The following is a 26,950-nucleotide window of genomic DNA, read 5'->3' as shown; positions in this document are numbered from 1 at the left end:
ACAATGCGGCCTCACACTCTTGCAGGCAGCAAACATGCTTTCCTATCGTCACAGTTACCACGCCGGGAATTTTGCGGATGTGCTCAAGCACATTGTGCAGGTGGCCATCATTGAATACCTGAAAAAGAAGGATAAGCCCTTCACTGTCCACGATACTCACGCGGGGGCGGGCAGCTATGCCATTGCCAGCGAGCACATGCAAAAGACCGGTGAGTACCAGGATGGCATTGCCAAGCTATTTGGTAAGCGCACCGGAGTGGGTGTGATTGATCAATATGTGTCACTGGTGGAAAAGCTGAATCCGGTGGGACGGCTGATGGATTATCCCGGCTCGCCGCAAATCAGTGCTAGCCTGCTGCGTGAGCAGGACGTGCTGCAATGTACTGAGCTGCATAGCACCGATTTTACGCTGCTCAAGCGCGAGTTCGCTGACGATAAGCGCGTGCAAGTCCTCAAGGATGATGCCTGGCACGGGCTCAAAGCCCTGTTGCCGCCGCGTCATCGACGAGGGTTGGTGTTGATTGATCCTTCCTATGAAATGGAGGCGGATTACAACGGTGTATTGCCTGCCGTGCAAATGGCCATGGAGCGGTTTGCTACGGCGACCTATGCCATCTGGTATCCGGTGTTGGATCGCAACCGCACCGAGAGCTTTATCCGCCGTTTCGTAAAGGCGGGAATTCCCAATCTGCTACGAGTGGAATGTTGTGTGCGCCCGGATGCCTCTGGCCGTGGCATGACCGGCACCGGCATGCTGATCATTAACCCGCCGTACACGTTGGCCCAGCACATGGCACAGGCTATGCCGCTGTTGAAAGAGGCGCTGTGCGATGCCAATGGCCATACCACGGTGAAAATGCTGACCGGCGAAAACCCGCAATGACCGTCACCCTGCGCCAGGCCGGCCGTGAGGACGTGGGAGATCTGCTGCGCCTGATTCGCGATTTAGCGCGTTATGAGCAAGCCGAAGAGCAGGTGACCACTGACGAAGCACAGCTGGCTGCCACTCTGTTTAGTGATGACGCCACGGCCCATGCCATGGTCGCGGAACAGGGCGGCCGTATTGTCGGGCTAGCCATCTATTTCTTTAACTACTCCACGTGGCAGGGCCGCAATGGCCTGTACTTGGAAGACCTGTTCGTGGAACCGCAAGCGCGCGGGGCAGGGGTTGGTAAGGCTCTGTTGGTGAAACTGGCGGCCCTTGCCGTGGACAGTGACTGCGGCCGCTTCGAATGGAGCGTGCTGGACTGGAATACCCCGGCCATGGAGTTCTATCAAAGCCTAGGGGCGCAACCTCAAGCAGAATGGGTTCGCTACCGGTTGGACGGTGAAGCGCTGAAAGCGCTGGCCAGCATCGCCGGCTAGCGCCGCTTTCTGCCTCGATGGTAAGTGCTTACTGGTGGCCTGTCGGGTATAACGGAAAGCTCAGCCGCTGAATGTTGCCGCTATGACCGAATCCCGATACCGCCGCCCCTCCTTGCTGGATGCTCTGCTGCCGATCGTAGTACTGGTGGTGTTACTGGCGTCGGCGGTTTATTTGTACGGCGATAGTGCCTCCTCCGGTCCCAACCAGATTGCCTTGCTGATCTGTGCCGGCCTTGCCTCATTAATCGCATTTAAAAATGGCCTGACTTGGCGGGAAATCGAAACCGCCATGATTAAGGGTATTTCGGTGGCGTTGGGTGCGGTGCTGATTCTACTCAGTGTGGGGGCCCTGATCGGTACCTGGCGGTTGGCAGGCATCGTGCCTTCGCTCATTTATTTTGGTCTTGAGTTGATGAATCCGGCCCTGTTTTATGCGGCCGCCTGTTTGATCTGCGCGATTATCGCCCTGAGTATCGGCTCCAGTTGGACCGTGGCGGCCACCGTGGGGGTGGCGTTGATCGGGGTGGCCAGCGGGCTGGGGTTGTCGTTGCCGGTGGCGGCCGGTGCGGTGGTCTCCGGTGCCTACTTTGGTGACAAGATTTCTCCGTTGTCTGAGACCACTAACCTAGCTCCGGCGGTGGCGGGTTCGGAACTGTTTGAGCATATTCGCCTGATGTTGTGGACCACGGTGCCCTCCATTGTCATCGCCTTGCTGATTTTTTTGGTGATGGGGCTGAATACGGACGTTGCCGGCGACACAGTGGACCGAATTACCCCGCTGCTACAGGGGCTGGAAAGCCAGTTTGATATTTCCTTGCTGCACCTGATTCCATTGCTGGTGTTGTTGGTGCTGGCGCTCAAGCGGATGCCGGCCTTACCGGCGATTTTTCTGGGCGCGTTATTGGGTGGGATCTGGGCTCTGATGTTTCAGCCGCAGGCGATTGCGGTGCAAGCTGGCGAGCCGGCACCCGGCTGGGTGGCGTCTTTGAAAGTGGTTTGGCAGACCTTTTACCAGGGCATCACCGTGGAAACCGGCGATGCGACGTTGAATAACCTGCTGTCTGGCGGCGGCATGGCGTCCATGCTCAATACCGTGTGGCTGATTATCTGTGCGATGACCTTTGGTGCGGTGATGGAGCACGCAGGGTTTCTTGCTCGCTTAATCGAAGGGCTGCTGGGGGCGGTTAAGGGCGCAGCGGGGTTGATCACCGCCACATTGGCCACCTGTTTTGGCAGCAATATTCTTACTGCTGACCAGTACATTTCTATCATTATGCCTGGCCGGATGTTCCGTGAAGCCTATGCAAAACAGGGCCTGGCGCCAGTGAATCTGTCCCGTGCGCTAGAAGATGGTGGCACTATCACCAGCCCGCTTATCCCTTGGAACACCTGCGGTGCCTACATGCAATCGGTATTGCTGGTGCCGGTGACCGATTATCTTTTCTACGCGTTCTTTAATCTGATCAACCCGGTGTTGGCGTTGGTTTATGCCTGGCTGGGGGTCAAGGTGCTGCGGTTAGCGCCCCCTCAAGAGGTGTATAAAACCGGATCACTATGAACAAAAAGAAAAGGCGGCCTGGCCGCCTTTTCTTTTAAACCCTTTGCGCATGAAACGTGCTGCGTTTACTGCTATGGCAGTAACGATTCCAGTTTCAATTGCTCGTCATAGGTTTCCCTTTGCCGCACGACAAAGGCCTGGTCGCCATCCACCATGACTTCGGCGGGGCGGTTGCGGCTGTTGTAGTTGCTGGCCATGGCGAAGCCGTAGGCGCCGGCACTGCGTACGGCCAGCAGGTCGCCGGTCTCCAGTGCCAGGGCCCGGTCCTTGCCCAGGAAGTCGCCGGTTTCGCACACTGGCCCGACAATATCCCAGTTGCGGCAGTCCGCCTCGTGGGGTTTTACCGGCACAATGTTCTGCCAGGCGGAGTAGAGGCTGGGGCGAATCAGATCGTTCATGGCGCCGTCGACGATGGCGAAATTTTTGTGCTCGGTGGGCTTCAGAAACAGCACTTGAGTAACAAAAATTCCTGCATTGGCAGCAATGGAGCGCCCTGGTTCGATGTGCACGGGAAGCTCGCCGGGAATGTGCTTGAGCAAGGCCTGCACATAGTCCGAGCGATCCGGGGGCGTTTCGTCGTCGTAGGTCACGCCTAGGCCGCCACCCAAATCCAAATGATGAATCTCGATGCCGTGCTCTTGCAGTTGGGCCAGCAGTTTCAATACCCGCTCCAAGGCCGCTTCGAATGGATCGAGTTTGGTGAGCTGGCTGCCGATATGGCAATCGATGCCCAGTATCTTGATGTGCGGTAACTCAGCGGCTCGTTGATACAAGGCGGGGGCTTTAGTGATGTCCACGCCGAACTTGTTGTCTTTCAAACCGGTGGAAATATAGGGGTGGGTCTGGGCGTCCACATCCGGGTTCACGCGGATGGCGATCGGCGCCTCCCGGTCCAGCTCGCCGGCCACCAGGTTCAGCAATTCCAGTTCCGCGGCGGATTCCACGTTGAAACAGTGGATGTTGGCTTTCAGGGCGGCGGCCATTTCGTTGGCGGTTTTGCCGACTCCGGAGAAAACAATTTTGTCTGGGTCGCCGCCGGCACGCAGCACGCGTTCCAGTTCGCCACCGGAAACAATGTCGAAACCGGCGCCGACCCGGGCTAGTACATTCAGCACGGCCAGATTGGAGTTGGCTTTTACCGCATAGCACACCTGATGAGGATGATCACCGAACGCTTCGTCGAACGCCAAGTAGTGACGTTCCAACGCCGCCCGGGAATACAGATAGAGCGGCGTGCCGAAGCGGTCCGCCAGTTGCTCTACCGGCAGCTCTTCGGCAAACAATTCTCCGTCGCGGTACTGAAAATGATCCATGATTAGTCCTGTGCTGACGCGTCAGCGTCCTCTTTGTCTTGTGTGTCGTCACTGTCTGCGTTGGTTTGCGACGGCTCGGCGTTGCTGGCCGGCGTTGACGCGTTGCGCTGTTGGTCAAAATACAGCGGACCTTTTTGGCCGCAACCGGCCAACAGCAGGAACAGTAACAGGCTGAATGTGCGCATGGGGGGCTCCGTTTGCTGGGGAGAAGTATAACGGTTCGCGACTCTAGAGGTAATGCAGGGGGGTGTCCGATAACGCCGCTTGAGAAAAAACAGATCAGGTCTACTATCGGTTCATAGTCTGCGTAATGTGGACCCATTTCTGTTGATCTTTTCGCCCCTTCCGCATGAGTGTCCAATCTGTGCCTGAATGATTTCGGCATTACGGACCCGTGCTCGTGTGGGGCGTTTTACGTTAAGGAGAAAATCATGGCGCTTCCCGTCATTACCGTGTCTCGTCTGGATGTTGCCCGTTTGGAGGCGCTGCTGTCCGATGTGGATGGCGAAGTGGCTGATGGCCTAGAGGAGGAGTTGTTGCGCGCCACGGTGGTTGAGCCAAAGGATATGCCAGCGGATGTGGTCACCATGAATTCGCGGATTCGTTGCCGGGAGCAGGGCCGTGGCCGGGAAATGTGCCTGACGCTGGTATATCCGCACGATACTGGGCCGCAGCGGGTGTCGATCCTGGCGCCGGTGGGTGCAGCGTTGTTGGGGTTGTCGGTGGGCCAAAGCATTGATTGGCCGGCGCCCAACGGCAAGGTTTTGAAGCTGGAGATTCTTGCGGTGGAGTATCAGCCAGAAGCCAATGGTGAGGACCTGGGCGGCGAATAACTCGGCCCTAGCCACCAGCTCAACAGCAAGGCGGAAAGACTGAAGCTCCCGCCTTGCTGTTGCCCGGCTTAGGTGTTGTCCAGCGCCTCGCGGGCACGGGCCACAGCGGCGCGGACCTGGTCGGGGGCGGTGCCGCCGATGTGGTTACGGGCGCTCACGGAGCCTTCCAGAGTCAATACTTCGAACACGTTGTCTTCGATTTGGTCGCTGAATTGCTTCAGTTCCGACAAGGACATGTCGCCCAAATCCTTCTTCTTCTCTACGCCATAAGCCACCGCCTTGCCGACGATCTCGTGGGAGTCGCGGAAGGCGATGCCTTTGCGTACCAAGTAATCCGCCAGATCGGTGGCCGTGGCGAAACCGCGGCGGGCCGCTTCGCGCATCACTTCACGGTTGGGTTCCAACGCAGGGATCATGTCACCGAAGGCGCGCAGGCTGCCTTTGAGAGTATCCACGGCATCGTACAGCGGCTCTTTGTCTTCCTGGTTGTCCTTGTTGTAGGCCAGCGGCTGGCTCTTCATCAGGGTTAGCAGGCTGATCAGGTGGCCATTAACGCGGCCGGTCTTGCCTCGCACTAGTTCAGGCACGTCCGGGTTTTTCTTCTGCGGCATGATGGAGCTGCCGGTGCAGAAGCGGTCGGGCAGGTTGATAAAGTTGAACTGGGCGCTGGTCCACAGCACAAGCTCTTCGCTGATCCGTGACAAGTGCGTCATGGTCAGTGCCGCCATCGCGCAGAATTCAATGGCGAAATCCCGGTCGCTCACTGCATCCAGGGAGTTTTCGCAGACGCCGTCAAAACCGAGAAGCTCGCAGGTGCGCTCCCGGTTAATCGGGTAGGTGGTGCCGGCCAAGGCGGCGGCCCCCAGCGGCATACGGTTAACCCGCTTCTTGCAGTCCAGCAGACGTTCCCGGTCGCGTTTGAGCATTTCGAACCACGCTAGCAGGTGATGCCCGAAGGTCACCGGCTGGGCTGTCTGCAGGTGGGTGAAGCCAGGCATGATGGTGGCGGCTTCGCGCTCGGCCAGGTTAAGCAGGCCTTGCATGAGGTGCAGGAACTGTTCTTCCAGAATCAGCAATTCGTCACGTAGCCACAGGCGAATGTCGGTGGCCACTTGGTCGTTACGCGAACGACCGGTGTGCAGCTTCTTGCCGGTGATGCCGATCTTGTCGGTGAGCCGGGCTTCGATGTTCATGTGCACATCTTCCAGTGCTACGGACCACTGGAACTCGTCGTTTTCGATTTCCAGCTGGATTTCACGCAGGCCCACAATAATGGCGTCGCGCTCTTCATTGGTGAGCACGCCCACTTCCGCAAGCATGGTTGCATGAGCCTGAGAGCCGTAGATGTCCTGACGGTACATGCGCCGGTCGAAGTTCACACTGGCAGTGAATTCTTGCACGAACTGGTCGGTGGACTCGCTGAAGCGGCCGCCCCAGAGTTTGTTCTGCTGCTTGTCAGTCATCGTACTTGCTCAACGCTTGGTTTGCGGGGGCGCAAGTATAGCAGGGGGAGAGTATTTCTTGGGAGTGGCGGTTCATTCAGGTATAACATATTCATAATTAGGCCTTTTTCCGTATTAAAGGAGTGCGCAGGTGGCAATGGATGTCCCGGCGAATAACAGTTTTCTGCCTGACTTGTGCAGTACCCGTGCCGTGTTGGTGGTGGTGGTGGTGGCCGAGTTAATGGCGTTGGTGGTGACGTTGGTGGCCACTTACTACGACGATTTTAGCGTTGGGCGGCTGGCGGTTACCTCCTTGTTTGTGCAATGGGTGGGGCTGAGTTCTGCCGCGCTGATCTGTCAGCTGCGAGGCAGGCTTAACCGCTTGCCGCCTGCCTGGACCTCCACTGTGGTGGTGTTGCTGGTGGTTATCGATACCTTGCTGTTCAGTTTCTTAGCTCGGCTGGTGATGGGCTGGGCCAGTGGAGAAGGGCTGGATATAGGGTTGTGGTCGACTGAAACCTTGGTTAACGGCTTAATCGCAGCGATTATCGCGGGTTTGGTTATGCGCTATTTCTATGTGCAGGAGCAGTTGCGTCAGAAGGACCAGGCGGAATTGCAGGCGCGCATCCAAGCGCTGCAATCACGGATTCGCCCGCACTTTTTGTTTAACTCCATGAATATTATTGCCAGCCTTATCGCGGTGGACCCGGATGCGGCAGAGCAGGTAGTGGAAGATCTATCGGTACTGTTCCGAGCAAGCCTTAAAAACAGTGGTAACGAGGCTTCTTTGGAAGAAGAATTTGAGTTGTGTCGGCGTTATATCCACATCGAGCAGCTGCGGATGGGGGAGCGTTTGCAGGTGGAATGGGACATTCAGGTGGATGCAAAATCCTTGAAGATTCCGTTATTAACCTTGCAACCTTTGCTTGAAAATGCCATTTATCATGGCATACAGCCATTATCTGCGGGGGGCATGGTGACGATCCGTGCCCTCGCTCACAATGGTAATCTGGTGCTGTCGGTGAGCAATCCCAAGCCGGAAGGCGATGGGCATCACAAAGGCAATCGCATGGCATTGGAAAATATACGTCATCGGCTGGAAGCTCTATACGGTGATCATGTGGCGGTGGAATCCCGCCCGCAAAAAAAAGAATATGAGATCGAAATCCAATATCCGCTGCAATAAAAGGATGAGACTTATGCGGGTACTTGTCTGCGACGACGAGCAACTGGCTCGCGACCGGCTGAAACGACTGGTCGACAAGATCGAAAACGCCGAGGTGGTGGCTGAGGCGGGCAATGGCCGTGAAGCCATTATTGAGGCTCAGTCCTGTAAACCGGATGTGGTGTTAATGGATATCCGCATGCCGGAAATGGATGGAATGGAAGCGGCGGAGCATCTGAGCAAGATGGATAACCCGCCGGCACTGATTTTCTGTACGGCCTATGACGAGCATGCCCTGCAAGCGTTCCGTGTGCATGCGGTGGATTACCTGCTCAAGCCCGTTAATGCCGCGGATTTGACTGCCGCGCTTAACAAGGCGAAAACGCTCAATAGGATTCAGCTGGCAGAAATTAGTGGCGAAGTGAGTGAGGACAAGCCGCGTCGTCGAGGCCATATCAGCGCTCGCACCCATCGGGGGCTGGAGCTGGTGCCGGTGAACAGCGTGCGTTATTTCCTGGCAGATCAGAAATACGTGACGGTGTGCTTTAGCGAAGGCGAAGTGCTGATTGATGAAACCCTCAAAGAATTGGAAGCCGAATTCGGTGATCAGTTCGTACGTATTCACCGCAATGCACTAGTGGCTCTGAACTTTATTGAAGGTATGGAAATGGCCACCGCAGGCCACCATCAGGTTCGCCTGCGCGGGGTGGATGAGCGATTGACTGTGAGCCGGCGCCATGTGGCTGGGTTGCGCCGAGTGTTGCAGAATCTTTAACGGGCTTTAATGACGGAGCCAACAGGCTTCCGCTCCGTTGGTTGCTGGTTTTCTGTATGGCAATGTGAACGCGCGCATGAGTGTCCCCGTAATGGAGGGGGCGCTGAGTCGATTATTAATCCCAGGATTTCTTTTAGAGTTGGCGGAGTCTGCCGTTGCCGTCTATGGCAACAGGTAGCCGCTAAGCTGTAAGTGACGGCGTGGTTTTAAACTTTGTTTTTGCAGGCATGGGGTCGAGCCTAGGGAGGGCTTGGCGCCGCGCATTTAAATGGCATCCGCTTTTCTATGCCGCTGTGGCTTGAGGCTTGAAGCTTGTTAAACTGATAGACTGTCGATCTAAATTCACAACCCTTAGAGTGCCCCATGTCCCGCGAAATCTTGCGTATCGCTACCCGTTCCAGCCCGTTGGCTATTTGGCAGGCCGAGTATGTTCAGCAGCGCCTGGAAAGCCTGCATGAGGGATTGCGCGTGGAGCTGGTGCGGATTAAGACTCAGGGCGACAAGATTCTCGATACCCCGCTGGCAAAGATTGGTGGCAAAGGATTATTCGTCAAAGAGCTGGAAGAGGCGATGATGGATGGGCGCGCGGATATTGCCGTGCATTCCATGAAAGATGTGCCAATGGAATTGCCACCGGGTTTTGCGTTGCCAGTGATTTGTGAGCGTGAAGATCCCCGGGATGCCTTTGTCTCCAACACGTTCGACGGCCTATCTTCGCTGCCCCATGGTGCCTGCGTGGGGACCTCCAGCCTGCGTCGCCAGGCTCAGGTAAAAGCCAATCGCCCGGATTTGGTCGTCAACAGTCTCCGCGGTAATGTGCAGACCCGGCTGGGCAAGCTGGATGCGGGTAACTTCGATGCCATTATCCTTGCCGCCGCGGGCCTTAAGCGCCTGGAAATGCACGATCGCATTCGTTACGAAATGCCTCCGGAAGAATCGCTCCCCGCAGTGGGGCAAGGCGCCGTGGGTATCGAGTGTCGTGAGGGTGATGAGAGCACCATTGAGTTGCTGTCACCGCTGAGTGACGTGGATACTTGGGATCGGGTGGTGGCCGAACGGGCCATGAACCGGCGCCTCGAAGGGGGGTGTCAGGTGCCGATCGCGGGTTTTGCTCTGCTTGAAGATGGCCAGTTGTGGCTACGTGGCTTGGTGGCAGAAGAAGATGGTAGCCGGGTATTGCGCGCAGAAGGAACCGCTCCCCGCGGCCAAGGCGCGGAACTGGGTATCGATATTGCTGAGCAGTTATTGGCCCAGGGCGCGGATGAAATTTTGAAGGCCTTGTACGCTCGCCAATGAACGATCAAGGCCGACAGCAACGGGTTGTCGTCACCCGCCCTGAAGGTCAGCAGCAGCGGCTGATGGGCCTGTTGGTTGAGGCAGGGTATCAGCCGCTTCACCAGCCGGCACTGGTTATCGAACCGATAACGGTGGATGACACCATGCAGCGTACCCTGATGGAGCTGGATGGTTATCATGCGGTGTTTTTCGCCAGTGTAAATGCTGCCCGCCTGGCCCTGTCGGCCATGGCTGACCTGTGGCCCCAGTGGCCCGTTGGGGTGCACTGGCTAGCGGTGGGTCGTGCTACTGCAGCAGAGCTGGAAAGCTGGCACTTGCCTGCCACCGTGCCGCAGCAAGGGTTTAATACCGAAGCGGTGCTGGCGTTGCCTTGCCTGCAGCAGCTGGTTGAAAAACAGATTCTGATTTGCCGGGGTGACAGCGGCCGGGAACTGTTGGCGCAAACGCTGCAGTCCCGAGGGGCGAGAGTGGATGCGTTGGCTTTTTATCGCCGAAAGGCCGCAAGCCCAGTTCTAATCCCGGCAGAGACCGACTGGGTTATGATTACCAGCGTACAGGGGTGGCAAGCAATCGGCGGCTCGGTGCCGCCGTGCTGTGGCGTGGTGGCTGCGGGGGAGCGAGTGGCTGACGTGGTGCGCGCTGAGCATTCCGGGGATGTGTCTGTAGCCGCTAGCGCCCACGATGAAGACATGTTGTCTGCCCTTGTTGCGGTCGCCACGAAAGATTAAGAAGAAGATATAAACATTTACCAAAAGGTAAAATAGTGTGCAGGCCTTTTTTTCCTTGCCGGTAACGGTAATGATTGGACAGCAATGGGCGGTCACTTTAAGGTTTTTGCAATGAGATCGGGTATCGCCGCTGCGCAATTGAGTGTTGCGCTGGCCTCGCTTACGACAACAACGGAGCTGATATGACGCAGGATCGTCCTTTTTTCCGCCAAACCGGGGTAAGCCTTCTGGCTGTGCTGCTTGTATTGGTGGTGCTGGTTGCACTTGGCGCTGCTGGCTGGTGGGGGTGGCAGGAGTTTACCCGGCTGAAGAACGAAAAGAGCGGCCTTGCCGATCAGGTGGCGACAGTGAAAAGTGAGCTGACCAGTCAGCATCGCCAAGTACAGGCCGCATTATCTGACTTAGAAAAACGGCAGGCCAAGCTAGCTGCGCAGATGACCAACGACCGCGCAGCCTTGACCGATATAAAAAGCGGTGGGCAGCGACTGTGGTTGATCAATGAGGCCCGGGCACTGGCGAGTCTGGCCAGCCAGAGACTGTTGCTTACCCAAGATACGTTGGCAGCACGCCGTTTGTTAAAGGCCGCAGATGAGGTCTTGGCTCGCCTAGGTGATCCAGCCGTGTTGCCGGCCCGCAAAGCACTGGCCATGGATATGGAAATTCTCAGTGGCGCCAGCCAGGTGGATGTGCAGGGCATGGTGTTGCGTTTGGGCGCGTTGCGAGAGCTGGTAGTCGAACTGGCTGTACCGGCAGAAGCATTGCCATCGGAACGTGACCAGCCGGGAGTGGATCAGGGTTGGTGGCAGAGTGTGATCGACCGGATGCCGATAACCGTGCGCCGCCATGACAGTGCGGTACCTCTGCCATTGTCGGGGGAGCAGGCCGCACTGGTGCGTCTGACTTTGGATGGCAGCCTGCAGCAGGCGCAGCTTGCACTGATGCAGGGGCGTGCTGACGCCTACCGTCAGGCGGTTGAAAGTGCCGAGTCGACACTCAAGCAATGGTTCCGTGGTGACGATCCCCGTGCCGCACAAATGCAGACCACCCTGAAGGAAATGAGCGGCGCCCAAGTGGCCCAAGCGTTGCCGCAGATCGGTAATGGCTTGGCGGCAATTGAAGCTCTCAAGCGCAAGGAGGGCGAGGCATGAAGAAACTCGTCCTGCTGATTATTATTGCGTTGGTCGCCGCGTTGGCGCTGGGGCGTTGGATGGCAGCGGATTCCGGTTATGTGCTGATTATCCGCGACACCATGTCAGTGGATACCACGCTGGGCTTCGTGGTTCTAATGGCCTTGCTGGGTGCGGTGGCATTGGTGGTGCTGACTTTGCTGGGTAATACGGCCTGGAACCTTATGGAGCCAGTCCGCGCTACCCGTCGCTGGAAAAGAAAGGTGGCTGAACGCCGCTTGCGCAGTGGTTTTCTGCAGTTGGTGGATGGCGAGCTCGAAAAAGCTGAGCGCTTGCTGGCGGCGGCCGGTGAAGAAGGCGACTGGCCATTGGTTGCCTGGTTGTTAGCGGCGGAAGCGGCCCAAGAGCAGGACAAGGTAGATGTTTCGCAGCAGTACCTTGAGCAGGCTAGCGCCGACCGCCGAGGAAGGCTGGTGGCGGGCCTGATGAAAGCCCGCTTTGCACTGGATGATGGTCATCCGGAACAGGCCCGTAGTGAATTGAAGGTGCTGGCGGACATGGCGCCGCGCAACAAACGCATTCTCAATACCTACGCCGAAGTGTTGGAACGCCAGAAAGACTGGCAAACACTGTGCGGCCTGATGCCACGTTTGAAACGCGCCTTTGGTGAAAACGATCAAGCCCGCCGTGAGCGCAAAGCGTGGTTGGCCTGGTTGCAAGAAACCGCCCGCAAACCGGGGTTTAACGATGCCGATAGCCGCCGCGAAGAGCTGCGCAAACTGTGGAAAGACGTGCCGGTTCGTCTGAAAAACGACCCGGCCATGGTGGCCCGTTACGCGGGTTTTTTGGCCCAGCTGGGTGGTGGCCGTGGTGCCCTGAATTTGGTCCGCGAGCAACTGGCTAGCCAATGGGATGATCGCTTGCCGCCGGTGCTGGAAGCCATCGACGATATTTCCCCCGATGACCTGTTGCAGGTGCTAGAAAAGTGGCTGGTAGAACGACCCGGCAATGCGGCGGTTTTGATCACCGCTGGCCGTGTTGCGTTGAAGGCGCGCCTGTGGGGTAAGGCTCAAGGTTTCTTTGAGGCTGCGGCGAACTCTAGTCAGAGTGCCACGGCATTGGCTGAGTTAGCGCGGTTGTACCGGGCACTGGGGGATACCAGCAAGGCCATGTCTGTCTTCGACCGACGTTTGGCTCAGCTTGCAGGGGATCTTCCTGCCCTGCCGCAGCCTGATAAAAGCGTGCAGTAGTGTTCTGATGTCGTTTTGTCGGGTTACGCCGCTACGCAGCTAACACGACCTACAAAAACCGCAGCACCTTGTAGGTCGTATTAGGCGAAGGCCGTAATCCGACAACGCATTAGGGAATGCAGGCAAGCCCCACCTTCAATGAATGGTGGTGGCAATCTCTGCCGCCACGGCCTGCCAGCCCCGATCCAACGTTCTTATCAGGTTGGCATAGCCACCGTTCTCCAGTGCGGCTTCCCATTGAATGCGGCCCTTTGCTACTTCTCCGTTGTCTCCTGCCAGAGTCCATCGCCCGCTAATAACTGCGGCATCCCTGTCTTCGCCTTGCAGTCCTTGAAAACGAGTCAGTTCCACGGTGAGAGTTTGCTCATGACCGGTGGTCATGCGGGCTTCCAGAGCGCGCTGTAACTGCGTGGCCAAGGGCTCGGCCCAGCGATGGTGGCGGGCCACCTGTATTTCGCTGTCGCTGAGTTGCATCACAATTCCGCCCCGGTTCAGGTAGTTAGCCAGCGCCACCTTAATGGTTAGTGGTGAATGCGCGGATAGCGTGGCAGAAGGCAACACATAGCCCGGCGGCGATGGCTGGGGGGCGTGGCTGCAGCTCCACAGTGTGCAGAGAATAGCGGCGATGGCGAGCAGACGGATCATTGTGCGCCTCGGGGTTGGGGGTCGGTGGTTGGGTGGCGCTGGAAGATCAACGCATTGGGCTGTTCATTCAAGGTGTCGAGCAGGGGCTCGGCGCTGTCGAGCAAGCGGTTCAGTTTCTGCAGCGTCCCTTGCAACTCCTGGTAGCCATCGCCGCCGGATTGCCAGCCTTGTAGAGTCGCGTCCAGTGCATCCAGGTTGCTGGAAATTTGTTGGGGCAACGTGTTGAGCGCAGGGTCATTCAGCAAGGATTCAATGCGCCCAGTTACGCCGGACAAGTGTTTAAGATTGTTATTGAGGTTGTCTGCCATATTCTTCATGGGCAGTTCATTCAGCGTTTTTAGCAACGCATGGAGCTGGTCTTCTAACTTACTCAAGCCGCCGCCGGCAACGGATGGCATGACTGGCACGGAGTTATAGGTTGCAGAGGTATCCGTAGTGGGGGCGTTTTGGTGGAACGCTAGGTCCACAAATAAAGAGCCCGTCAGCAGGTTGCCGGCTTTGAGGCTGGCGCGAAGGCCATTGTTAACCATATGGCTGATTTCTTCTTTCCAGGTAGTTAACGCGATGTTGGATTGTTGATTGACCCGTTGCGGTTCCAGGCGGATTAGCACTGGGATCGGGCTGTCGGTCATGGCGTTGGGGCCTTGCTCGGCAAAAGCCCAGGGGACCTGTTCCACGGTGCCAACGCGGATGCCACGGTATTCCACGGGGGCGCCTGCTTTGAGCCCGCGCACACTGCGTTCAACCAGCAATACGTAGTCTAAGGTCTGGGTATAAAGTGCTCTTCGGGCGCTCTCCTGGCTGTTATGCAATTCGAACTGGTGGCCATCTTCCACCGGTGCACCGGTGGCCATGCTGGAATCGGGCACAGAAAAAGAAATGCCTCCACCAAGCAGCGCTTCTAGCGAGCTGAGCTGGGCTTGAAAGCCCCTGGCATCCAGCTGGAAGCCGATGCCAGAGACTTTCCAGAAACGGCTGCTCTCGCTGACCAATACATCGTAGGGCTTTTCGATAAAGAGACGGTGGCGGAATAGTTTGGCTTGGCGATCAAATTGGGTTTCGACCACGCGGCCTACTTTCAGGCTGCGGAAGCTGACCGGGTCGCCGTTGTTGATGTTGGTGCCTGGCTCGCTGACCAGTTTCAGGAATAGGCCGTCGCCCGTTTTCTCCGGCGGCGGGCTGTTTTTTACGGTAAAGGTTTTGGTTTTTTTGCCGTTACTGCCGGGCAGTAATTCGATATAGGCCCCGGACAGCACGGTACTTAAGCCGCTGATGCCCTCACGCCCTACCCGGGGTTTTACTACCCAGAACTGGGCGTCACTAAAGAGCATGCGGTCGGTGTCGGCCTGCATCTGCACGCTGAGCAGAGTATGGCTCAGGTCTTCTGAGAGGCTGACACTTTCTACTACGCCTATTTGAACATTACGCATCTTTATCGCCGTTTTGCCGGCATTAATGCCTTCTGCATCTTCCAGCTTCAACGTAATAATCGGCCCCTGGCTGGAAAGGTAGCTGAACACCAGCCATAGCCCAATGAATGCGGCCATCAGAGGAATCAGCCAGACCGCAGATAGCCGGCGGCGTGACGTGGGCGTGTCAGGTTGGTTCAAGGTTGATGCTCCGGTTCAAGAGTGGGGGGCAGCTGTTGTTGCTGATCCCAGATCAGCCGAGGGTCGAACTGGTGGGCGGCAAGCATGGTGAAAATGACCACGGCGGAGAAGGCGACCCCTCCCATGCCAGGCATCACGGTAAGAATATTGCCCATCTGAAACAGGGCGACAATGATGGCCACCACAAAGACATCAATCATCGACCAGCGCCCAATCCACTCGGTGAGGCGATACAGTTTCATCTGGCTGTTCATATCCAATGCTTGTTGTTGTCGGGAGGCAACACATAACCAGCTCAGAGCGAGGATCTTGCCGAAGGGCACTAGCACGCTGGCAGTGAAAATAATCACTGCGATGGGCCAGTCGCCATGCCGAATAAACAGCATCACCCCGGCGATGATGGTGGACGGCTCGGTCTTTCCCAGGCTGGTGGTGATCATGATGGGGAACAGGTGCGCGGGAATGCAGCATAAGATAGCGGTGATCAGTAGGGCCCAAACCCGTTGCAGGCTAAAAGGATGCCGTTCATGCAAAGGGCTGTGGCAATGATGGCAGCGGTGGGATTGCCCTAGGGGCTGAAGCTGTCCGCACCATTCGCAGCCAATAAGCCCCAAAGCCTGGGCGGTTTTACCCGCGCGGGCCTGCGGCGGCTGTTGCAGGTCGCCGAGTAACCGCTGCCATAAGCCGATGGTATTCATGCGAGTAACGGTAATCAGCAGGATCAGGGCGAAGCCGGAAAAGGTCCAGAAGGCGGAGAGTAACTGGATATGGGCCATGGCGATGATTTTAATCAGGCTTACCAAGGCGGCGATGGCAAAAACATCGGCCATCATCCAGGGCTGCATGCGCGGCAGCCAACGAGCCAGGAACAGGCTGCCGGGCAGCGGCCTGGGGCTAGCCAGGCTCATATGAATCCAGCAGACCGAGAGCAGGTACAAGGCCGGGATTACTACGATGGTAGCCAGAACAATGACCGCAAGCGCAGGGTGGTGATAAACGGCCAGCTCCTGTGCTGCGTCCGTGATGGAAATAGCTCTTTCAATGCCGCTCTTTTCAAAGCCCAAGTAGGGGAAAAGAAGTGACAGGGTGAGTAACAATAAAGCCGTGAATGCCAGTGCGGGGGTGAGTTGATCATCTTGCGCCGGGCGCATCAGCGGGTGCTGGCAGCGAGGGCAGTATCGCCATTGGCCGTCGTGGCGAATCGTCACCTCGCAAATCAGATCGCATTCGTGGCAGGGCAACAATAAAGCCTGATCACCATGAGCCGAGGAGGGGGAGTCCGCCATCGTATTGTTTCCCTAAAATGGAGCAACAAACCGCAAGGTACAAGCTACAACGCGAGCCCGGTTGTTGCCAGCCCGGGAAGCGTGGGCCTAATGCGTGATGCCGTTTGTAGCTTGAGCTCTGCTGCTAGTCTCGTGGCGCGTAATCAAAAACGTCGCAATGAATATTCCCGGCGGGGACACCTTCGGCGACCAGTGCGTCGAACACGGCCCAGCCCATGGGCGGCGAGCCACCCAGAAAGAATAACGGCAGGTCGGGTTCTCCGAGCGCTTCCAATGCGGCTTCGTGCACCAGCCCTTCGGCATGGTCCGGGTGGCGTATGTCGGACAAGGAGGTAACGAAGTCAAAATCGGCTAGGGCTTCCTGCCATTGGGCGGGCAAATGCGGCAGATACAGGTCTGCATCGGTGCGGGCACCCCAGAACAGCCGTACCGGCAAAGAGAAATTCAGCGCGATCAGACGCTCGATCATGGCTTTCACTGGCGCAAAGCCGGTGGAGCCGCAAATAAACCACACCGGATGTTCCGGGGCGCTGTCGATAAAGCGCAGGCCGGCGGGCAGGGTGGTGCTGACGGTGTGCTCGGATTGCAGGCTGGCCATGATGTCTTGGGTGGCGCTGTTGTCATCCCCGTGGCGAATGTGCAGTTCGATATTGCGCCCATGGCAATGGTTAGCAATAGAAAAGGGGTAGCTCTCACCGTGCAGATTCAGCATTAGGTACTGGCCCGCATGCCACTGGATTTTCTTGCCTGCTGGCAGGCGCAGCCAGACTCGACTCACGTCGTGGTTAAGGGTGTCGATCTGCTGAATTTGGCAGTGAATCTGGTGGGTCGGCAATTCGCCGGGCGCAGTTACCTCGGGCACATCAATCTCACAGTCGCTGAGTGGCAGGGCGACGCAGTATAGCACCCCAGAGGGGTTGTCTTCGCCTGCGTGAATAGTGCGGTTTTTTTGCTGCACTTGCCCATGGCGGAGCTGGCCCATGCAGCGCTCGCACACGCCATTACGGCAGGCGACGGGAAAGCCGAAGCCCGCCTGCTGCCCGGCCTCGACAATGGTCTGGTCTGCGCGGCAGGGGAAGGCGCCCTTGCCGTTGACGGTAATGGTGAAGGTCTGGGTCATGGGTGAGGGAATTGATATTGGAGAGTTCGATAGTCTTGACGCTACCCCCAGCGCAGGCTGGAGGCAGCGTTCGTTATCAATTGCTTTTCTCTTAGCCGCCAACACCAACAAACAGCGCAACGATACAACCCATGCCGAAGGCCCAAACCAAGGTGCGCGCACTGGCCCAGTCTGCCACGTAGCAAAGCGTGAACAGGATGCGGCTGACGACAAAGGCCAGCGCGATGCCATCAATGGTGCCCTGCGGTGATGTGGCCGCCAGGTGGGCAATGATTACCGCAGCGGCAAAAGCCGGGGTGACTTCAAAGCCGTTTTGTTGGGCCCAGTGCGCGCGCTTGCGGCTGCCCTGTAATGTTTCTAGAAATTCGCGGGGGTTATGGTTCTGTTTGGGGCCGAAACCACCTTGAAACTTGGCCAGTGAAGTGGACAGGTAAGGCAAGACGATGGCGGCAAGCACACACCAATAGGCAAGGGTCATAATGATATCTCCAAGGTTTTTTAATGTAATTTTTAATGTAATTAAGGGGCTATGCTTACATGACGATTGCAGTGCAAAGCAAGCGACAAGCCTTAAGCTGGAACCGGAACAAGGCCCTGGCTGCATTTTGTGCTGAGCCGGCAAACCCTTCACTCTTGAGTTCGCCGGCACCGCGTTCAGGTGATAAGCATGCGCTCTTACTAAAACAGAGAGCAGCTTAGCTCAGTTTCTGTCATCGGCCTGTGAGGCTAGCAGGCTGTGCTCAATGATCGCAAAACGATCTTGCCCCCATACCATGTCATCTTGAGTCATAAAGCTGGGCACGCCCCAGCTACCCGCTTCCATCATGGCGTTGCGGTTGTCCTCGGCGAGGTCGCGCCAGCTATCGTCATCCAGCCAGCGGCGGGCACGGTTCCAGTCTAGGCCTGCGTTTTCCACCAGAAATTTCAGCCCGTTATCGCTGGCGGCATTAATGCCCTGGCTCCAGATGCCTACGGCGGCGGCGCGCAGCCATTCGCGCAAGCGCCCTTCTTTCTCGGCGAAGGGCCAAATGGCCATGCAGCGTTCCACCCCAGCACCCACCGGGTCGCAGACCTTGCCAAAGGGCACGCCGTGTAAGCGAGCTTCGCGGGCGGCATCTTTGAGAATATAGAAACGTTTGGCTTTGGGGACGGTGAGCCCACGCATCACCATGGGCAACACCGGGCGAATTTTCAGCGCCAACCCGTAATGATCGGCCAGTGCATAGGTCCGCGAGAGGGCGAGATAGGAATAAGGGCTGCGGAAAGAAAAGTACAGCGTTAGCGGGGCGCCTTTCAGGCTTTCCGGGGTATCTTTCAAGCGTGCCCGCTTGGCGCGGCCGTAGGGCAGCGGCCAGTCTGCACTGCCCAGTCCCAGCGCGTTAAGGCGGTGGCCAAGGTGGTCCAGCCGTTCCACGCTCCAATACCATTCACCGGCGTGATGTAGGGTGCCGGTGAGGTAGTGGCCGTCGTTAAGAAACTGGTCGCGGCGCGCTTCCAGAGAGAGCTGTGCTCGATCGGCCGCTTGCTGGCCATATTCACTGAGCAGGGCTTCCCGTGTGTTGTGGTCGTTACGCCACAGGGCATCGGCCAGTGCGGCGGCCAGGCTCCAAAAACGCTCGTCGCCCTCATGTTTGAGTAGGCAGCGAGTTGCTGCCAGGCTGACTTCCCGGGCAGGCAATCGCCAGTCTTTAGGGAAATCCAGGCCGTGCAGCTCGGCCAGCTGAACCGCATCGCGAGGGGCAAGCTCTGCGAGCATGTCTGCGGCTGGGTACATCTGCTGGTCTAAATACAGCATTACTCGAGGGGTAACGGTAATGCCGAAGTGCTGAGAAAAGCGTGGAAGTACCTGGGCCATTAGCACGGAATAGGGGTCATCAATGCGGAAATAGAAGGTGGCCTGGTGCGGTTGGCGTTTCAGTTTTCGGCGCCACTCCAGCAGACGACGGCGCCATTGCTGTAGCCCTTCGCTGGTAATCAGGCGGGCAAAGTGGGGCATCAGCTTGTGTTTGATGCTCATGGGCTAGGCTGCTCCTTTTAGCCGAGAGGGCGTCGAGATTCCGCTAGGCTACACTTCTACAGCAGGGCCTCAAAGAGGGATGTAACCCGTTTGTCTTATTGTGTAGGGCCGTGACGAAGAGGCCTAAAAAAGGCGACCTGATGGTCGCCTTGATGATTTAGCTTATTCGCCGATTTGGCTCAAGTCACGCACTGCGCCGCGGTCTGCACTGGTGGTGAGTGCGGCGTAGGCTTTCAGGGCGGTGGAAACACGGCGTGGGCGAATTTCCTTGGGCTTGTAGGCCAGCTTGCCACGGTTTTCCATGTGAGTGCGGCGGTGCGCCAGCTCTTCATCGCTGATATCCAGATGGATGGTGCGGTTGGGAATATCGATATTGATAGTGTCGCCTTCATTCACCAGGGCAATGGCGCCGCCCTCTGCGGCTTCCGGGGACGCATGGCCAATGGACAGGCCGGAGGTGCCGCCGGAGAAACGGCCATCGGTGAGCAGCGCACATTCCTTGCCCAGCCCTTTGGATTTCAAGTAGCTGGTGGGGTAGAGCATTTCCTGCATGCCCGGGCCGCCTTTGGGGCCTTCGTAGCGAATTACCACCACATCGCCGGCAACGATCTGATCACCGAGGATGGCGCGAACCGCCGAATCCTGGGATTCGAATACTCGGGCGCGGCCGGTGAAGGTGAGAATGGAATCATCCACCCCGGCGGTTTTCACGATGCAACCGCGCTCGGCGATGTTGCCGTACAACACGGCTAGGCCGCCGTCCTTACTGTAGGCATTTTCGTAATTGCGGATACAGCCGTTTTCGCGGTCGTCATCCAGGCTTTCCCAGCGCGTTTCCTGGCTAAAGGCCGTCTGGGTGGGGATGCCTGCCGGGCCGGCGGTGAACATCTTTTTCACGCCTTCATCCTGGGTGCGCATGATGTCGTAATGCTCCAGGGCTTCGGCCACAGAGGCCGAGTGCACCATGGGAATGTCGCGGTTGAGCAGGCCAGCCCGGTCCAGTTCGCCGAGAATGCCCATCACACCACCGGCACGGTGCACATCTTCCATATGGTATTTCTGGGTGGCGGGGGCCACTTTCGACAAGCACGGCACCTTACGGCTTAGGCGGTCGATGTCTTCCATGGTGAAGTCCACTTCGCCTTCCAGTGCTGCGGCTAGCAAGTGCAGCACGGTGTTAGTGGAGCCGCCCATGGCGATGTCCAAGCTCATGGCGTTTTCGAACGCTTTCACTGAAGCGATATTGCGCGGCAGCAAGGCCTCTTCGTCCTGCTCGTAGTAGCGTCGGGTAACGTCCACGATGCGCCGGCCCGCTTCCAGGAACAGTTCGCGGCGGTCCGCGTGGGTAGCCAGCAGTGAGCCGTTACCGGGCAACGACAGGCCCAGTGCCTCGGTTAGGCAGTTCATGGAATTGGCGGTGAACATGCCGGAGCACGAGCCGCAGGTGGGGCAGGCGGAACGCTCCACTTCGTTCAGGGTTTCTTCGTCCACGCTGTCATCGGCGGCCATCACCATGGCGTCTACCAGGTCCAGCTTGCCCTCGGCCAGCTTGGTTTTGCCCGCTTCCATGGGGCCACCGGACACGAAGATCACCGGAATATTCAGGCGCATGGATGCCATCAGCATGCCAGGAGTGATCTTGTCGCAGTTAGAGATGCAGACAAGGGCGTCGGCGCAGTGGGCGTTAACCATGTACTCCACGGAATCCGCAATGATGTCGCGGCTGGGCAAAGAATAGAGCATGCCGTCGTGGCCCATGGCGATGCCGTCATCCACCGCAATGGTATTGAATTCCTTGGCGATGCCGCCGGCCTTCTCGACTTCACCGGCCACCAGCTGGCCCATGTCCTTCAGGTGCACATGCCCCGGTACGAACTGGGTAAAGGAGTTGGCGATGGCAATAATCGGTTTACCGAAGTCCCCGTCCTTCATGCCCGTGGCGCGCCACAGGGCACGGGCGCCAGCCATATTGCGGCCATGGGTGGTGGTGCGGGAGCGATACTGCGGCATGGGAACCTCGTTAATGGTCAATAGCGGGACATAGGGACGGCATTGTAACCCACAGACCCACACTGTTGGAGCCTTGCTCGCACGGCGAAAGAGCTCAGGCGCTCCGGTAATGCAGAAGCTAACCTGCATAGAACCAGAGCTGCTCTTCACTCGCACGCCAGTTGGAAATGTAGGATATGGCTTACATATTTTTATAAATTGCTGAGATAGAGTGAATTTTTCCGTTAAGCACGAAGAGCTGAGAAATGGGGTTTTCTCCTTCGTTATACAAAGTTAATAACGGCGATATGAAGCCGGCACGGTCATTGGATGTTCGAGCCGTATTCCTAATACCGGTTAAGTTCCACGAGGACTGGGGGATTCGCGGTTTGCCGGGTGACGAGCTGGCGCTGGGATATACCGTTGAGGTGTGAAAGTTTAACAAGTAGCCCCACCGGGTTGTGTGGTTCCCCGGCTTTAGTGGACACCTTCTCTTAACCAGAGGAAGAAAATACCCCCGATACAAGAATCCCAGAAAGGACTGTATCTCAGGCTTCGTTCAGTCTGGTAACGATAGTGATTAGTGCGCAGCTAAGCACGGAACTGATCAAGAAGCCTTACGGGCTTAGCAGGAATGGAAACTGGAATATCTGTGGTTCTATTGCTCATAGCGTTTTCCTTCCCCATAGCAGGCTGGGGCTATGGGAACCCGTGCTCAACAGAACGGGGCGCAAATGCGTGTAGGAGAGAGCTTAAAACTCGCTAAGTCGTTGATCGTTGGTTCAGGTTGCGACTTAAATGTGCCTGAACTCCCCGGAAATAGGCCGCTCGTTCGATTTTTGTCAGATGGGAAAGGTTCTCACTTTTTGGGTAAGTTGCTAAAGGTTATGGGTTTATCGGAATTATATGCGGTGGCCGGCTAAGAAATATGTCGAAAAAAGATATGTCGAAACGTTCGACTGAATACGCTGTTAGCTGCAAAAAAATTAGAGAGCCATATATGGATAGAATATGAAAGTAAGTAAGATTATTGAAATAGGTGTAGATAAATTGGTTGCACCAGAGTACCAAGGGATAATTCAACTATTAATTGCGATATTTGTTGGTCTGTCACTGTTAAAAGGTATGCTTAAAATCCTTCAGTCAGGGCAGTTTGTTAAGATTTATTCATCGCTAAAGCCTGTTAAGCAGTTGATCAGTGATAAGGTTTCTCAACTAAATAACTCACCACTAGAAAGTAGTGAGAAGTACATTAAGTTTGCAGCAGTAATCGATATAATATTTTACTATCCCATGTCTTTTTTCATGGGGTTAACTGCTTTTTTTTGTATTTGGGTGTCAATGTATGCCTACGAAGCAGAGGCTGGTTTAACAACAATATTGGGCTCTTTCTTTGTAGCAATATGTGCGGGGTTAATGTCGCGTTTTTGTAAGGTTGCGGGTGATAAAGGTTTGCACAGGTACCGTAATTCAAGCAGCTAACAAGCAGCTCCACCGGATAAATTTTACTGCCACCTTTTTAGCGCTGCGCGACAAAAAAGTCGCCAGAAAAATTTACCGGTGAGCCGGGCGTTAGCAGTCAAAGGGAAGATCGAGTGATACTAAAAAGTCGTGACATTGAAATTATTGAAGATGATCCATATCGAAATGACGCACTGAGTCGCAAGGAGAGTGGAGAGGCGCTAACAGAGTTCGTATTGTCTGCAAATGAATCGGTGGTAGTTTGTATTGATGCTCCATGGGGACAAGGAAAGACAACTTTCCTTAGAATGTGGGAGCAGCATTTAAAGAACAACGAAATACCAACGATCTATTTCAATGCTTGGGAAAGTGATTTTTCTGATGATGCTCTTGTATGTCTTATAGGGGAGATAAGTGCATCGATCACTGAACTATCAAAAACTGGTGACGAGTCAAAAGCCAGAGAATACCTTGGCAAAACTAAAGATATCGGTGTTGCACTTTTAAAGCGTTCAGTTCCCGTAGCGGCCAAGTTGGCAACGGCTGGCGCTCTGGATCTTGATAAGGTAACTGAACAGGCTCTTGCAGGTTTAGCCGAATCGATAGCGAAAGAACAGCTAGAAAAATACGAAAACTCTAAGAAGTCCATAAAGTCATTTCGGGAGGCCATATCCCAGTTAGCAAATAGTATAACTGACCCAGACAACCCTAAACCATTGGTGTTTATTATCGATGAACTTGATCGTTGCAGGCCAAACTTTGCAATTGAAATTTTGGAAAAAGCAAAACACTTCTTCAGCGTGGAGAACATCGTCTTTGTTCTCGGTGCGGACAAAAGTCAACTAGGTTCATCCATTAAAGCAATTTATGGTGAAGGACTGAATGTAGATGGCTACTTGCGAAGGTTTATGGACTTTGACTATGTTCTTCCTCCGCCTGACAAAGGGCTTTTTGTAAAAGCCTTGTTCAAGAAATATTCATTTAATGAGTATTTTTCAAAGAAGAATGCAAGAGGTGTTCAATACGAAGGAGAGCAGTCTTTAGCGATGTTCTCAGAGTTATTTGAGTTGTATGGTTTAACGCTACGTGAGCAGGAGCACTGCTGTTCGCTTCTTAGTCTTTCCATAAGAACAACACCTGAAAACTATAAATTGTTCCCACTTTTTCTTTGTTTTCTTATTGTATTGAAAGTCAAATCGCCCGATTTGTACAAGGAATTGATTGCTGATGAGATCACTGTTTTTGAACTGCTGGAACGGTTTAAGACAAAACCTGGTGCCACCGATTTGCTTTTGAATAATTATGGTACAGCGCTAGAGGCATACATTGTCACTTGTAAGTCACATAGTCATAGTTACGATGAAATATCGAATAAGTATCAAAGGGTAATAGATTCCGGTTCTTCAAGCGAAGAAGAGAAACGACGTGCTCACAGAATATTGGAAATCATCAGAGATATTGACTGGAACGGGGGCATTGGCTCTTTAGGTTATTTGCTAAAGAAAATTGAAATTGCTTCTCGATTTGAGGCGTGAGCTGCTAACAAGCGCGTCAATTAGGACGCTCGCAAGCTCGCATCTATTACGCGAGCGTTATACGATAAGGAAGGCCAGTGGCAGAATCTAGAAGCCTCGAAGTGTTTAAGGGAATTAGAGAAGCCCAACAAAAGCTTGATTATTTTCTACTGGGTCTAGCATCTGCTTTGTTCGCGTATGTTGGTGGTCAGTACAAACCTATGCCAATAAGCTTCTCTCAAAATACCATCGAACTGATCTCTTTAGCTCTTTTTTTTATTTCAATCATTGCTGGGTTCAAGCGGTTAGATCTTAATATATCAATCATGAAAATCAATTTTCAAATGCTGGATATGGGTGAAAAGAAAGGCGTTCTTAATCAGGCTCAGTCTATGCCAGGCCAGGTTCTAAATACGGATACTGGTGAAGCATTGGGCAGAAATGAAGCTGCATATACTCTGCAGCTTATTGAAGATAATGCCTCGAAAGTAAAAACTAATTTGGATAAGCTTTCTAATTACTCTAGTGCAACTTTCGTCGTCAGAAATTGGGCTTTAATTTTAGGCTTCTTGGCCCTTGGCTTTTCCAAAGTTCTGGGTGTATATGTTGTATCAACAATCGTATAACAAGCACCAGCACTCGGAAAATGTAGTTCCCCCGTTTTAGTGGACACCTTCTCCTAACCAGAGAAGGTGGCTTATGCCCCAATACAACAATCCGAGAAAGACTTGGCAGTATTCGACAGACTTTAAAGTAAAGGCCGTTGAGCTTAGCTGTCAGGAAGGCATTCAGGTTCAGCAAGTGGCGGCTGGGTTGGATATCCACCCGATGATGCTTTCGAGGTGGCGCAAAGCCTGCCCCCGAAATTTTTTGGCTAAAGCTGCAGGCTTTGTGTAGATGTGTCCATGCTTTCAATCGCAAATGGCATCACATTGGTCCGAAAGTAGTGACGCCACGAATGAACAAAACCTAACAAAGGGCTACAGGCGACTCAAAAACGCTGGCGTGTTTTGGGGGCGGCTGAGGCCAAGCGCTAGAAATCTGGCCATAGCCGTCAAAGCCCCTTCACAAACACCTTCGAATTCCGCTGCCAGTTATACAGCGACTGCCGGGCTCCCGGCAGCGCTTCTACGCCCGCTGCCTCAAACCCCTGTTGCTGAAACCAGTGCGCGGTGAGGGTGGTGAGCACGAATAGGCTGTGCAGCCCCTGTTCCCGTGCCCGCCGTTCCAGATAGCCGAGGACCTGGGCGCCTCGTTCACCTTTGCGGTAGCTGGAGTGAACGGCGACACAGGCCAGTTCGCCGGTCTTTTCTTCGGGGAAGGGATAGAGGGCCGCGCAGGCGATAACCATGCCATCGCGTTCGATGATGGCGAAGCGCTGAATTTCGTTTTCCAGTAGCTCCCGTGAGCGGCGCACCAGGGTGCCGTCTTCTTCCAGTGGTTCGATCAGTTCGAGAATGCCGCCCACGTCTTCAATGCGCGCGCCACGGAGGGTTTCGTAGGTTTCCCTAGTAACTAGGGTGCCGCAGCCGTCGCGGGTGAACAGTTCTTTGATTAGAGCGCCGTCTACCTGGGCATCGAGCAGGTGCGCCCGAGCCACGCCGTTACTGGCGGCATGGCAGGCGGCGGTGAGCTGCCGGTCTACACCATTGTCTTCGTATTGGTTGCCGGCCAGCAGTTTGCCGGCTTGCTGGGGGCTGAGTTCGCGCACTAGGTGGCCTTGCGGGTCGGCGAGGCGCAGGTGTTCGCCCATGATGATGAGCTTGTCGGCGCCCAGGGCGATGGCGGCAGTGGAGGCCACTTCTTCTGCGTTCACGTTGAACAGTTCGCCGGTGGGCGAGCCGCCCACCGGCGAGAGCAGCACCACGTTACCGTTGCCCAATTGCTGGCGAATGGCGTCTACGTCGATGCGCCGCACTTCGCCGGTGTGCTGGTAGTCGAAACCACCACGCACGCCTACCGGTTTGGCCACTACGAAGTTGCCGCTAATTAACCGGATGCTGGCGTTATGCATGGGGGAGTTAGCCAGCCCCATGGAGAACAAGCCTTCCAGCTTCAGGCGCAATGCGCCCACCGCCGCCACGACGCTATCCAGCGCGGCACTGTCGGTGATGCGCATGTGTTGCTCAAAGGTGGATTCAATGTCTGATTCTGCCAGCCGGGCGGAAATTTGTGGCCTGGCGCCATGCACCAGCACCAGTTTGATTCCCAGGCTATTCAGCAGGGCCAGATCGTGAATCAGGGTAGGCAGGCGCGGGCCGTCCAGCAGCTCCCCAGACAACATAACCACAAAGGTTCGGCCCCGATGCGCATTGATATACGGGGACGAATTGCGGAACCAGTGAACCTGGCTGTCGGTGTTCGGGGCTGCGCTGGTGGACACGGGCGTCTCGGCTCTAAGTGATTGATTGGCCAGTATAGCGAGCAGATTGTGCCGGATACTAGATGCGGGGCGT

General features: G+C 55.7%; 25 protein-coding genes and 1 pseudogene. 15 read left to right on the top strand and 11 right to left on the bottom strand.

Annotation, left to right across the window (positions count from 1 at the left end; translation table 11 throughout):
• Positions 1-34: 34 nt before the first annotated feature.
• The 3 genes from AS19_RS11945 to nhaC all read left to right on the top strand — a co-directional run bounded on the left by AS19_RS11945 (position 35) and on the right by nhaC (position 2,923).
• The gene (locus AS19_RS11945) at positions 35-883 is read left to right on the top strand and encodes a 23S rRNA (adenine(2030)-N(6))-methyltransferase RlmJ (protein WP_011589605.1); all 849 of its coding nucleotides are present in this window, start codon (positions 35-37) and stop codon (positions 881-883) included.
• Positions 880-1,365 (top strand): GNAT family N-acetyltransferase, encoded by a 486-nt coding sequence (locus AS19_RS11940; protein ID WP_046962122.1) that lies wholly within the window; start codon positions 880-882, stop codon positions 1,363-1,365. Before AS19_RS11945 ends, AS19_RS11940 begins: the two co-directional genes overlap by 4 nt.
• Positions 1,366-1,447: 82 nt before the next feature.
• Positions 1,448-2,923 carry a Na+/H+ antiporter NhaC gene (nhaC, locus tag AS19_RS11935; RefSeq protein WP_046962121.1) on the top strand — a complete coding sequence of 492 codons (1,476 nt, stop codon included), beginning with the start codon at positions 1,448-1,450 and terminating at the stop codon, positions 2,921-2,923.
• A 71-nt stretch (positions 2,924-2,994) separates the two neighbouring features.
• Here the strand turns inward: nhaC and lysA are convergent, their stop codons facing one another.
• Both lysA and AS19_RS11925 read right to left on the bottom strand, forming a co-directional pair.
• The gene (gene lysA / locus AS19_RS11930) at positions 2,995-4,236 is read right to left on the bottom strand and encodes a diaminopimelate decarboxylase (RefSeq protein WP_011589602.1); all 1,242 of its coding nucleotides are present in this window, start codon (positions 4,234-4,236) and stop codon (positions 2,995-2,997) included.
• A 2-nt stretch (positions 4,237-4,238) separates the two neighbouring features.
• Positions 4,239-4,421 (bottom strand): lipoprotein, encoded by a 183-nt coding sequence (locus tag AS19_RS11925; protein WP_011589601.1) that lies wholly within the window; start codon positions 4,419-4,421, stop codon positions 4,239-4,241.
• Between the two features lie 246 nt (positions 4,422-4,667).
• Here AS19_RS11925 and rnk point away from each other — a divergent pair, with 246 nt between their 5' ends.
• Positions 4,668-5,069 carry a nucleoside diphosphate kinase regulator gene (gene rnk, locus AS19_RS11920; protein WP_011589600.1) on the top strand — a complete coding sequence of 134 codons (402 nt, stop codon included), beginning with the start codon at positions 4,668-4,670 and terminating at the stop codon, positions 5,067-5,069.
• Positions 5,070-5,137: 68 nt separating this feature from the next.
• On the opposite strand, the gene argH is transcribed toward rnk, so the two are convergent.
• Positions 5,138-6,532 (bottom strand): argininosuccinate lyase, encoded by a 1,395-nt coding sequence (argH, locus tag AS19_RS11915; protein ID WP_046962120.1) that lies wholly within the window; start codon positions 6,530-6,532, stop codon positions 5,138-5,140.
• A gap of 136 nt (positions 6,533-6,668) precedes the next feature.
• Here argH and AS19_RS11910 point away from each other — a divergent pair, with 136 nt between their 5' ends.
• The 6 genes from AS19_RS11910 (at position 6,669) to AS19_RS11885 (ending at position 12,852) form a co-directional block, all read left to right on the top strand.
• Positions 6,669-7,697 carry a sensor histidine kinase gene (locus AS19_RS11910; RefSeq protein WP_035461774.1) on the top strand — a complete coding sequence of 343 codons (1,029 nt, stop codon included), beginning with the start codon at positions 6,669-6,671 and terminating at the stop codon, positions 7,695-7,697.
• A 13-nt stretch (positions 7,698-7,710) separates the two neighbouring features.
• Complete coding sequence (locus AS19_RS11905) at positions 7,711-8,451, top strand: LytTR family DNA-binding domain-containing protein (protein WP_035461776.1); 741 nt, start codon at positions 7,711-7,713, stop codon at positions 8,449-8,451.
• 363 nt (positions 8,452-8,814) lie between these two features.
• Positions 8,815-9,747 carry a hydroxymethylbilane synthase gene (gene hemC / locus AS19_RS11900; RefSeq protein WP_011589596.1) on the top strand — a complete coding sequence of 311 codons (933 nt, stop codon included), beginning with the start codon at positions 8,815-8,817 and terminating at the stop codon, positions 9,745-9,747.
• The gene (locus AS19_RS11895) at positions 9,744-10,475 is read left to right on the top strand and encodes a uroporphyrinogen-III synthase (protein ID WP_011589595.1); all 732 of its coding nucleotides are present in this window, start codon (positions 9,744-9,746) and stop codon (positions 10,473-10,475) included. Before hemC ends, AS19_RS11895 begins: the two co-directional genes overlap by 4 nt.
• 182 nt (positions 10,476-10,657) lie before the next feature.
• Positions 10,658-11,623, top strand: coding sequence for a uroporphyrinogen-III C-methyltransferase (locus tag AS19_RS11890; protein WP_011589594.1), 966 nt, complete (start codon positions 10,658-10,660; stop codon positions 11,621-11,623).
• Positions 11,620-12,852 (top strand): heme biosynthesis HemY N-terminal domain-containing protein, encoded by a 1,233-nt coding sequence (locus AS19_RS11885; protein ID WP_035461780.1) that lies wholly within the window; start codon positions 11,620-11,622, stop codon positions 12,850-12,852. The genes AS19_RS11890 and AS19_RS11885 overlap by 4 nt, the downstream gene beginning before the upstream one ends.
• Before the next feature lie 135 nt (positions 12,853-12,987).
• Here AS19_RS11885 and AS19_RS11880 read toward each other — a convergent pair whose 3' ends face one another.
• The 7 genes from AS19_RS11880 to ilvD all read right to left on the bottom strand — a co-directional run bounded on the left by AS19_RS11880 (position 12,988) and on the right by ilvD (position 21,540).
• Positions 12,988-13,497, bottom strand: a complete 510-nt coding sequence (locus AS19_RS11880) for a membrane integrity-associated transporter subunit PqiC (protein WP_035461782.1) — start codon at positions 13,495-13,497, stop codon at positions 12,988-12,990.
• Positions 13,494-15,107 carry an intermembrane transport protein PqiB gene (gene pqiB / locus AS19_RS11875; protein ID WP_011589591.1) on the bottom strand — a complete coding sequence of 538 codons (1,614 nt, stop codon included), beginning with the start codon at positions 15,105-15,107 and terminating at the stop codon, positions 13,494-13,496. Before pqiB ends, AS19_RS11880 begins: the two co-directional genes overlap by 4 nt.
• Entirely contained in the window at positions 15,104-16,393 is a 1,290-nt protein-coding gene (locus tag AS19_RS11870) for a paraquat-inducible protein A (protein ID WP_046962119.1), read from the bottom strand. The genes pqiB and AS19_RS11870 overlap by 4 nt, the downstream gene beginning before the upstream one ends.
• Before the next feature lie 124 nt (positions 16,394-16,517).
• Positions 16,518-17,513, bottom strand: coding sequence for a 2Fe-2S iron-sulfur cluster-binding protein (locus AS19_RS11865; protein WP_046962118.1), 996 nt, complete (start codon positions 17,511-17,513; stop codon positions 16,518-16,520).
• Between the two features lie 91 nt (positions 17,514-17,604).
• Entirely contained in the window at positions 17,605-17,991 is a 387-nt protein-coding gene (locus AS19_RS11860; protein WP_035461786.1) for an MAPEG family protein, read from the bottom strand.
• A 222-nt stretch (positions 17,992-18,213) separates the two neighbouring features.
• Positions 18,214-19,530, bottom strand: coding sequence for a 2-hydroxychromene-2-carboxylate isomerase (locus AS19_RS11855; protein ID WP_046962117.1), 1,317 nt, complete (start codon positions 19,528-19,530; stop codon positions 18,214-18,216).
• Between the two features lie 162 nt (positions 19,531-19,692).
• Complete coding sequence (gene ilvD, locus AS19_RS11850; protein ID WP_035461788.1) at positions 19,693-21,540, bottom strand: dihydroxy-acid dehydratase; 1,848 nt, start codon at positions 21,538-21,540, stop codon at positions 19,693-19,695.
• A 245-nt stretch (positions 21,541-21,785) separates the two neighbouring features.
• Here ilvD and AS19_RS14110 point away from each other — a divergent pair, with 245 nt between their 5' ends.
• The 5 genes and pseudogenes from AS19_RS14110 to AS19_RS11830 all read left to right on the top strand — a co-directional run.
• Positions 21,786-21,953: a hypothetical protein gene (locus AS19_RS14110; protein WP_158319821.1), complete on the top strand. Its 168-nt coding sequence runs from the start codon at positions 21,786-21,788 to the stop codon at positions 21,951-21,953.
• 577 nt (positions 21,954-22,530) lie between these two features.
• A complete protein-coding gene (locus AS19_RS11845; protein WP_046962116.1) occupies positions 22,531-23,001 on the top strand; it encodes a hypothetical protein in 471 nt (156 codons plus the stop codon).
• 113 nt (positions 23,002-23,114) lie between these two features.
• Positions 23,115-24,515 (top strand): P-loop NTPase fold protein, encoded by a 1,401-nt coding sequence (locus AS19_RS11840; RefSeq protein WP_046962115.1) that lies wholly within the window; start codon positions 23,115-23,117, stop codon positions 24,513-24,515.
• Between the two features lie 77 nt (positions 24,516-24,592).
• On the top strand, positions 24,593-25,120 hold the full coding sequence (locus AS19_RS11835) for a hypothetical protein (protein WP_046962114.1): 528 nt from the start codon (positions 24,593-24,595) through the stop codon (positions 25,118-25,120).
• 73 nt (positions 25,121-25,193) lie between these two features.
• A pseudogene (locus AS19_RS11830) lies at positions 25,194-25,346 on the top strand (transposase); the annotation flags it as partial.
• Between the two features lie 202 nt (positions 25,347-25,548).
• On the opposite strand, the gene argA reads toward AS19_RS11830, so the two are convergent.
• A complete protein-coding gene (gene argA / locus AS19_RS11825) occupies positions 25,549-26,877 on the bottom strand; it encodes an amino-acid N-acetyltransferase (protein ID WP_046962113.1) in 1,329 nt (442 codons plus the stop codon).
• Positions 26,878-26,950 lie beyond the last annotated feature (73 nt).

The organism is Alcanivorax sp. NBRC 101098 (assembly GCF_001010505.1).
In the GTDB taxonomy this organism is placed as follows: domain Bacteria; phylum Pseudomonadota; class Gammaproteobacteria; order Pseudomonadales; family Alcanivoracaceae; genus Alcanivorax; species Alcanivorax borkumensis.
The sequence above is the reverse complement of the archived record's forward strand: the minus strand, read 5'-3'. Positions and strand labels throughout refer to the sequence as shown.

Coding starts and splice junctions, on each gene's coding strand:
- AS19_RS11945 (WP_011589605.1), top strand. CDS start 35: ATGCTTTCCTATCGTCACAGTTACCACGCCGGGAATTTTGCGGATGTG.
- AS19_RS11940 (WP_046962122.1), top strand. CDS start 880: ATGACCGTCACCCTGCGCCAGGCCGGCCGTGAGGACGTGGGAGATCTG.
- nhaC (WP_046962121.1), top strand. CDS start 1,448: ATGACCGAATCCCGATACCGCCGCCCCTCCTTGCTGGATGCTCTGCTG.
- lysA (WP_011589602.1), bottom strand. CDS start 4,236: ATGGATCATTTTCAGTACCGCGACGGAGAATTGTTTGCCGAAGAGCTG.
- AS19_RS11925 (WP_011589601.1), bottom strand. CDS start 4,421: ATGCGCACATTCAGCCTGTTACTGTTCCTGCTGTTGGCCGGTTGCGGC.
- rnk (WP_011589600.1), top strand. CDS start 4,668: ATGGCGCTTCCCGTCATTACCGTGTCTCGTCTGGATGTTGCCCGTTTG.
- argH (WP_046962120.1), bottom strand. CDS start 6,532: ATGACTGACAAGCAGCAGAACAAACTCTGGGGCGGCCGCTTCAGCGAG.
- AS19_RS11910 (WP_035461774.1), top strand. CDS start 6,669: ATGGATGTCCCGGCGAATAACAGTTTTCTGCCTGACTTGTGCAGTACC.
- AS19_RS11905 (WP_035461776.1), top strand. CDS start 7,711: ATGCGGGTACTTGTCTGCGACGACGAGCAACTGGCTCGCGACCGGCTG.
- hemC (WP_011589596.1), top strand. CDS start 8,815: ATGTCCCGCGAAATCTTGCGTATCGCTACCCGTTCCAGCCCGTTGGCT.
- AS19_RS11895 (WP_011589595.1), top strand. CDS start 9,744: ATGAACGATCAAGGCCGACAGCAACGGGTTGTCGTCACCCGCCCTGAA.
- AS19_RS11890 (WP_011589594.1), top strand. CDS start 10,658: ATGACGCAGGATCGTCCTTTTTTCCGCCAAACCGGGGTAAGCCTTCTG.
- AS19_RS11885 (WP_035461780.1), top strand. CDS start 11,620: ATGAAGAAACTCGTCCTGCTGATTATTATTGCGTTGGTCGCCGCGTTG.
- AS19_RS11880 (WP_035461782.1), bottom strand. CDS start 13,497: ATGATCCGTCTGCTCGCCATCGCCGCTATTCTCTGCACACTGTGGAGC.
- AS19_RS11870 (WP_046962119.1), bottom strand. CDS start 16,393: ATGGCGGACTCCCCCTCCTCGGCTCATGGTGATCAGGCTTTATTGTTG.
- AS19_RS11865 (WP_046962118.1), bottom strand. CDS start 17,513: ATGACCCAGACCTTCACCATTACCGTCAACGGCAAGGGCGCCTTCCCC.
- AS19_RS11860 (WP_035461786.1), bottom strand. CDS start 17,991: ATGACCCTTGCCTATTGGTGTGTGCTTGCCGCCATCGTCTTGCCTTAC.
- AS19_RS11855 (WP_046962117.1), bottom strand. CDS start 19,530: ATGAGCATCAAACACAAGCTGATGCCCCACTTTGCCCGCCTGATTACC.
- ilvD (WP_035461788.1), bottom strand. CDS start 21,540: ATGCCGCAGTATCGCTCCCGCACCACCACCCATGGCCGCAATATGGCT.
- AS19_RS14110 (WP_158319821.1), top strand. CDS start 21,786: ATGGGGTTTTCTCCTTCGTTATACAAAGTTAATAACGGCGATATGAAG.
- AS19_RS11845 (WP_046962116.1), top strand. CDS start 22,531: ATGAAAGTAAGTAAGATTATTGAAATAGGTGTAGATAAATTGGTTGCA.